We start from the raw sequence: 7,713 nt of genomic DNA on the forward strand, positions 1-7,713 counted from the left end.
GGCCTTGGACGGTTCGCCGTTGAGCAGGCGGGCGTCCTCGACCGTGAGCATCTCGACGGTGTCGGCCTCGAAGCGGTGCGGCTGCGACTCGCCCTGGATGTGGACGTAGAAGTCGCGCTTGACGTCGTAGGCCGCGTGGCCGGAGGGGGCGTGCACGACGTGGCTGCTGGTCCCCGAGGTGTTCAGGGTGGTTCCGGTGCTCTTCTCGAACGTCGCCGAGTACTCCACGAAGGGCACGTCGATCCGGATGCTCCTGCCGTTGGGCAGGTCGATCCAGATGCCGAAGCCGCCGCCGATCGAGCCGGAGGCCACGGTGGAGTGCTTCACGCTGGAGGAGTCGCTCTTGACCGCGGTGTTGCTGTGCACGAAGTCGGCCAGGCCGGGGGCGAAGTCCTTGCGGTTGTACTCGGTCGAGACCGACCACATCTGCATGATGCGCGGACGGCTGCCGGGGATCTCGATCCGGATGTGCGCGGAACTGTTGACCATCTGCGGCAGGTACTGCTGCACCCGGTCGTTGTCGAAGGTGGACTCGATGGCCTCGCGGTACTGGTTGTCACGCCGTTCCTGTCGGGAGGGGGCGCGGCCGCCGCCCCGTCCGCCCGTGGGAGGGGTCCCCAGGAAGTGGTCGGCGAGCCAGGTGCCGAGGGTGCCCTTCCCCGGACGGCCGCCGCCGTCCGTCGTGGTGCTGTCGTCGCGGTCGCCTTCACCGCCGCGGTCGGTCCCGCCGGTGGTGCCCGCGGTGTCCCCGTCGGATCCGTCACCGGATGCCGGGGGAACCGGGGAGAAGCGGGTGATCTCCAGCGGGTGGCCGGTGCCGATGAGCGGCCGGTTCACCGGTGGACGGTTCCCGTTCGCGTCCGCCGGTCCGTTGTCGGGCACGATGTGCCGGGGTGCGTCGGAGGAGACCACCTCCCCGGGCAGGTTCATGGTCAGCCCGTTGTACGCGGTCCCCTCCTGGACACGAGGGGAGGTGAGGCCGGGGCCGGTGACGGAGGCCTTCATGTGCAGGTCGCCGACGTAGAGGTTCGGGGCGCCGAGCAGTTCGATCCCGCTGGCGGCGTTGGCGCTGGTCGAGGCCGACCCGGAGGTGCCCCGGACCTTCATGCCGCCGCGCCCGCCGATGGCCGCGATCGGCCCGATGTCGTTGCCGCCTGCGCTCGCTACGTACAGGGGGCTCATCGTGAACTTGGTGCCGACGGTCTTGCCCGCGCCGCGTGACCCGCCGTCGCCGGAGTCCACCCCGGGGCCGGCGTCGTGGAGCCTCAGGAACCTGGAGTCCCCGCCGCCGCTCAGGTTCTCGGTGCCGACGTGGTAGAACTCGCCGTCCTCGGGGCGCAGGTCGATGTCGGCGCTCCACGTCCGCCCGTCGTGGGTGGTGCTGACGGTGTGTCCGCCCTCGCGGAGGAAGGGCCGGGGCCCCTCCCTGTTGAGGATGTCGACCACGCCGTCCACGATCCCCTGTCGTGCGGGGGCGGGCATGTCCGGCGTACCGCTCAGGACGTCGTTGACGAACCCGGGAAGGTGCTCGGTGAAGAGCATGTGCGGTCCGAGGAGGGTGGACGTGGTCAGATAGCCCAGGTCGTAGCTCTGGCCGCTGCGGTCCGGAACGAAGTCGCCGCCGTAGGTGAGGGGCGGGGGCGGAGGCGGGCCCTCCTGGGCGCTCCGGTCCGGGGCCCGGTTGTCGTCGGTCCCGGTGGTGTCGCGGTTGTCGGACGGGTCGCCGTCGCGCGTGAGGGGGGAGTCGGTGTCGAGGGGGCCGAGGGGGATGTCCCTGCTGGTTCCGCCGAGGGGGACGGGGCCGGGGTCGCGGCTCGGGCCGCCGGTGGTCTCCAGGGCGGCCATGACGGTGGTCGGGCCGTCGGGGCGCAGCAGGTCGGCCTGCATCTGGGCGAGGTGGTCGTAGGTGCGGTAGGCCTCGTTGGCCTCGCGCTGGGCCTGGTAGGCCTGTGCGCGCAGGTCGGCGGCGTCGGGGCGGCCCTGGCTCTCGGCCTCGCGGGTCTGGGCGACCAGGTCCTGGGCGCGCTGGTAGCCGCTGATCGCGTCCTTGATGCCGGCCGAGGCCAGCTCTCCGAGGCGGATGGCCTCTGCCATCCTCCCCGACGCGACCTGCGGAGAGGGGTTCCCCGGCCGGCCTGTGCTCTCGGTCATGGGGAAGGCCTCGATGTCGTGGCCGCCCCGGCCCTTTCCGGGCGGAGGAGGCGGCTGCGACTCCTGCCCCGACCGGTCAGAGCCCGGCAGGTCATTCCGCACCGGCGTCGGTTCCCCCGACCGATGGTTGACCGGGGCCCCGGGCACCGGAGCACCGGCGACATCCGGATCCGGAGTCCGCGCGGCACCGGTCACCGACCGATCCGCACCAGGACCGGTGGACGACACGGCAGGCGAGCTCACGGAGGCGTCATCAGCGTCATCGGGCGGGGTGAACCGCACCGGCCGCCCCGCCCCCACCGGAACCGCCCGCTGCCCAGCCCGCCTGCCAGAAGCCCGGGCGAGGACATCGTCGGGAACGGGGACGTCGGAGTCACGCAGAACGCGCAGCACATCGGCCAGCGTCCCCTGCTTCCGCCACGCCTTGAGCTGGTTGTACACCTCCATCGCGGACACCGGGACCTGTCGGCCGTCCGGAACGGTGACGGTGAGGTCCCGCGCCGGTGAGCGGTGCACCATCTGGTCGAACCCGACGCCGAACACATCCAGGGCCACACGCTCCAGCCCCGCCCGATCCAGGCCCGGGTCTGCGGAGACCGGTTGCAGCCCGGAGAGCAAGTGGTGGGCGACATCTCGCAGCGCTTCGTCGGGCAGGGCTCCGATCCACTCGCCGCCCGTCACCTCCAGGCCGTTGTCGGCGAGCACGCCGAGCGCTTCGACCAGATCGCCGTTGGAACGCCACTGGTCGATCTGCGTTCGTACGTCCCCGGCGGTGATGGGAGGACGCCCCTGAACGGCGGGAATGTCGTCGATCGGCCCGCGGCCCGCGGCGTGGTCGCGCCCAGCGGCGAAGACGGCCAGCGTGTCGACGTAGGCCGACTCATCGGACTTGGTCAGCACGTCTTGGAGCTCGCCCCGAACGGGGTCGGGCAGCGCATCGGTCATGGCGGAGGCGGGCACGCGCACCCCGCTCCGGTCGACGAGATCCAGCGCCCGCGCCAGCCGACCGTCGGCCCGCCAGCGGTCGACCTGGGCGTCGAAGGCGGCACGGGCTCGGGCCGCGCGGGTGTCAGCGCCGGAGTCGGCGCCCCGCGCCGCGGCGTCCTCGGGAGAGATGAGCTGGTCCGCGATCCGCTCACCGTCCCACCCCCGGATCAGTTGGTCCGTGGCCAGGGCGAACCGGTCGAAGACGGCGGCCCGCCGCGGGTCTGACGCGTCCAGACCGGGCGCGAGGATCTGGACGATGTCCGACTTCACCTCGTCGGACAGTTCGGCGGCCCGTGGCGGCGGCGTGTAGTCGGACGTGCCGTGCTCCACGACCGAGGCGATCGTGTCGAGGTACCCGCTCAGGACAACGGGGTCGCGGCGTGCGTACAACTGCCCGTCGGCGCCGCGCTTCGCCCATGCGTTGCCCATGAGGCCGTAGCCGTGGTCATCGTCGCTGGGACGCACCGCATCGGCGTCCCTGCTCCCCCGGAAAACCGTTCCCGGCTGGAAGTACTCATCGAGCAGCCCCAGCAGGTGCGCGGTCTCATGGACACCCGATTCCACCGGGAACGCCGCGTTCCAGTGATCGGTGCCCATGATTCTGTCCCCCGGCCGGGCGTGCAGGTCGATCTCATGATGGACCTGGGCAGCGGGGGTGGAGTCGTCTGCCAAGAGGAGGCGGACGTGCAGCTGGTCCCCGCTCCCGGGCGGGGGCGGCTCGGCACCCGATGCGGAATCGGCCACCTTCATGTCGCCCGGGTCCGGGACGCTCTTTTCCCCGAAGAGGGTGTTGAACAGGTCGTCACCGAGTTTGTGCATCCGGGTGCCGTCCGCACCCACCACGGTCCCGTCCCCGCGGACCCGGAACTGCCGGTTCCACATGGCGTCCAGCTTGGCCTCGTACGCGCGCACGTACGCCTCGTACCGCTCTGGCGTCAGAGTGTCCTCGTCGCGGCGGATCCGAGGGCGGAAGGTGAGCTCCAGGACATGGGTCGGGCCCCCCTCCGTGCGGTGTTCCTCCGGAATCGGGATTCGCGCCCACTCGAACCTGCGGGTGGCCCACAGGGGGTCCATCTGCGCCTTGACGAACCGCTCCGGGTCGCCGGGTCGGGCGTCGGGGTTGTCCAGCACCGTCGCCGGGTCGACCGGGTCACCGTTGGCGTCGAGGTCGACGGGGTTGCCGTCATCGTCGAGGCCCACCGGGTCACCGTCGGGGCCGAGGTCCAGCGGCCGGGCCGCGCTGGAGTCGGCCATGGGTTCGGCGAAGTCGGCGTCCACGGATCTGCCCACCTGGTGGACCGGCGCCGACGCCCGCGCGGCCTCCCACGCAGACGGGTCCGCCAGGCCGGTGTGCACCCGCGCGGGTTCGGCACTCTGAGGGTCGGACCAGCGGCGTGCCGGACGTGGCTCCACCATCGTCTCGATCCGCTCCAGCGTCCGCCGCGCCACATACGGGCGGTCCTCACCCCGCGCCGGATCCCCGTCCAGCATCCCCAACCGACGCAGTACCTCACCAACGCCCCGGCCATCACCATCCGCCCCCAGATCCGGCGGCACACCATCAGCCGCAGGCGGCACCGGAGACCAGACCAGCGTGGCGTGCACCCCCTCAGAACCGGGGCTCACCATATCGACGCTCACGTTCAGCTGCTGTCCACTGCGCGGCAACACGAACTTGTCGTTGAACACCGCCGCGACAAGCGGCGGCAACGCCATCGACGCAGCGACCTGAGCCCGCATGTCCACGCCCTGTTGAAGAGGAGCACGGATCCGCAGCTTCACATCACGAACCGAGGACGGATCCCCCTCACCCGCACCATGGATCTCCCTCGTCGTGGACTCGAAGAAGAGATTGTCGATCCGCACCTCAGCACGCATCGGACCATGTTTGGTGTTCACCTCCACCGTCAACGGCGGCGCACCCTCCGGCAGCCTCAGGTTCTGCGCGAAAAGGCTTGAGACCTTGCGCACCTGCGGCTGCGACTCCTGACCCCACCGGTCAGAGCCCGGCAGGTCATTCCGCACCGGCGCCGGTTCCCCCGACCGATGGCTGGCCGGGGCCCCGGGCACCGGAGCACCGGCGACATCCGGATCCGGAGTCCGCGCGGCACCGGTCACCGACCGATCCGCACCAGGACCGGTGGACGACACGGCAGGCGAGCTCACGGAGGCGTCATCAGCGTCATCGGGCGGGGTGAACCGCACCGACCGCTCCGCCCCCACCGGGTAGAGATCGTCGACGGCTCCGGAGCGGTCGACGCTTTCCTCGCCCGATCGTTCGCCGTCGCCGGAGCGGTTCCCGTCGTCACCGGGCTGGTCTTTGTCGCGGTCCTGGGATCGGTCGTCGTTCCCGGAGGATCCCTCATCGCGCTCGTCGGACTGTTCGCCGTCGCGGTCGGAGGGGTTGTGTCCGGTGTCCTCGGTGTCGTGTTGGCCGTCGCTGTTGCTGTCTTCGGCGGCGGGAGGCGGGGACTGTGGGGTATCGCTCGATGAGGTCTGCTGTTCGGGGGCGGGTGCGTTGTCGGGGTTCGTTCGCTGTGCGTCCGTCGGGCTGTTCGGTTCGTCCAGGTCGGTGGTGATGCCAGTAGTCGCGGACCCTGGAGCGGGCGGTGCGCTTTCGGTCGAGGTGCGCACAACGTCGCCGTCGCGGGTCGAGCGTTGTGCGGACGGGTCCGTGGTGCGGGTTTCGCCACCGGTGCGTTGGGGCGAGCGTTCACCGCTGTTGCGGTCGGTGGGCGCGGAGCGCTGGCCGGTGTCGGAAGCAGGGTTCTGCGGACCGGGGGCGGGGGGCTGTTGGCCCGCGGGCGTCGGGGCCGCCTGGTTGATCGGCGCAGCCACGACCGGTGCAGGGGTGTGCTGTTCCGGGCCGCTCCGCTCCTGGGGCGTGGTGCGGTCCCCGTGTTCGGTGCCGGGGTTCTGCGCCTGCGGTTCCGGTGTGGTCTGTTCGGCTGCGGGGGGCGGGACCGTCATGGGGTTGTCGGGGACGATGGCGTTGAGGAAGTTGACGGTGAGGGGGCCGTCGTTCATGCCGGGGTGGAAGAGGTCGTTGCCCAGGCCGGGGTGTTTGACCTCGGTGGTGGCGTAGGGGTCCTTGGCGTTCTCGGGGGTCTTGAGGGGGTCGGGGTAGGGGGTGCGCACGTCCTCGTCCTGGTGGACGCGGACGGTGTCGTCGTTGGGCTGGTCGCGGTCGTCGGGGTCGCCGAAGTCGGAGCCGCCGAACACGGAGTCGGTGTCGCTGTCGGTGTCGCTGACCAGGTCGGGGACGTCGTCGATGTCGGAGAGGTCGTCGCGGTCGTACAGGGACGAGTCGTCGACCGGCGGGGCCAGGAGGGGGCCTTCGCCGTTACCGTCCTGCTCCGGGGACCCCTGGCCGCCGCGGTCGCGGTCGGGGGCGTGGTCGCGGTCGGGGGCGTGGTCGCCGCCCCGACCGGGGTCCTCGTTCCCGCCCGTCCACGGGTCGGGGGCCTGGGGGCCGGTGGGGTTGTCGTTGCGGTTGCCGGTGCCCTCGCTCTGGGTCCGGGGCGGTTCGGGCGTGGACAGGTCGGGTTTGTCTTTGTCGCTGAACAGGTCCAGGCCGTGCAGGATGCCGTCGGTGGCGCCCTGTTGGATGCCGGCCTGGGTGGCGCCGGCGGTGGCGGAGTAGCCCGAGGCCTCCCAGCCGCGTCCGTCGGCCAGGCTTCCCAGGCCCTCGCCGAGGTAGCCCTCGAGTGCTCCGGTGCCGATGCTGCCGCCGACCTGTTGGGTGTAGGCGCCGGTGGTGGAGAAGTACTCGCCCAGGGGTTTTTGCAGGTTGACGGGGACGTCGGCGAGGTGGTCGCGCATGTGCGGGGGCAGGCGGTCCCCGATCGTGTCCCGTAGGTGCCGGCCCAGGTCGGGGTCGTTCCAGTGGCGGGCCAGGGTGGCGGCGTAGTCGCGTCCCAGGTCGCGCGCTGCGCTCTCGCCGAGGTGCTCGCCGAAGTTGCGGGCGAACACCTCGGCGAAGTCGTTGCGGGCTGCGGCGGCCTTGGTGGCGTTGTCGAAGGCGCCGGCGCCGATGGGGCTGGCGGGGTTGTAGGGGGTGAGGAACTCGTCGTTGTGGCGGCCGAACACCTCGGCCAGGTCCTTGTTCAGCGACGGGGGAGCGGGCGGGGTGTCCCTGGGCGTGGGTGTGGTGCCCGGGGTGTCCTTGGGCGCGGGGGAGTCCGGCCCCCGGTCGGGGTTGACCGGGGGGTCGTCCTTGACCGGTCCGGGGGGCGGGTCGTCCTTGGGCCTGGCGGGGGGACCGTCGGGACCGCCGCCGCCGGGGGGTGGCGGGGTGTCGGTGTCGCGGTTGAGCGGTGGCGGGTCGTCCTTGACCGGCCCGGCAGGGGGGCCGTCGGGCGGTCCGGTGGGTGGTCCGGGCGGGGGTCCGTCGGGGGTCTCCCGGACGGGGGGTCCGGTGGGCGGACCTGCCGGGGGCGGCCCGTCGGGTGTGGTGCGGACCAGCGGGGGCGGGTCGGGGAGGTCGTTGAGGTGTTTGAGGCCGTTGGTGAACAAATCGGACAGGTGTTTGCTGAAGAGCCCGTCCATGCCGGCGGAGAAGACCGCGGAGAGCAC

Annotated in this window: 1 protein-coding gene (only partly in view); it reads right to left on the reverse strand. The window is 71.8% G+C overall.

Translation table 11 applies throughout. The features are described 5' to 3' along the window. Positions 1-7,686: the 5' portion of a hypothetical protein gene (locus tag ABZ234_RS29870; RefSeq protein ID WP_355014238.1), read on the reverse strand. The gene continues 25,860 nt to the left of window position 1, outside the view; 7,686 of the gene's 33,546 nt are visible here — the first part of the coding sequence; its start codon is at positions 7,684-7,686; the stop codon falls past the left edge of the window. Between the last annotated feature and the right edge of the window lie 27 nt (positions 7,687-7,713).

Source organism: Nocardiopsis sp. NPDC006198, from assembly GCF_040613895.1.
Taxonomy (GTDB): domain Bacteria; phylum Actinomycetota; class Actinomycetes; order Streptosporangiales; family Streptosporangiaceae; genus Nocardiopsis; species Nocardiopsis tropica.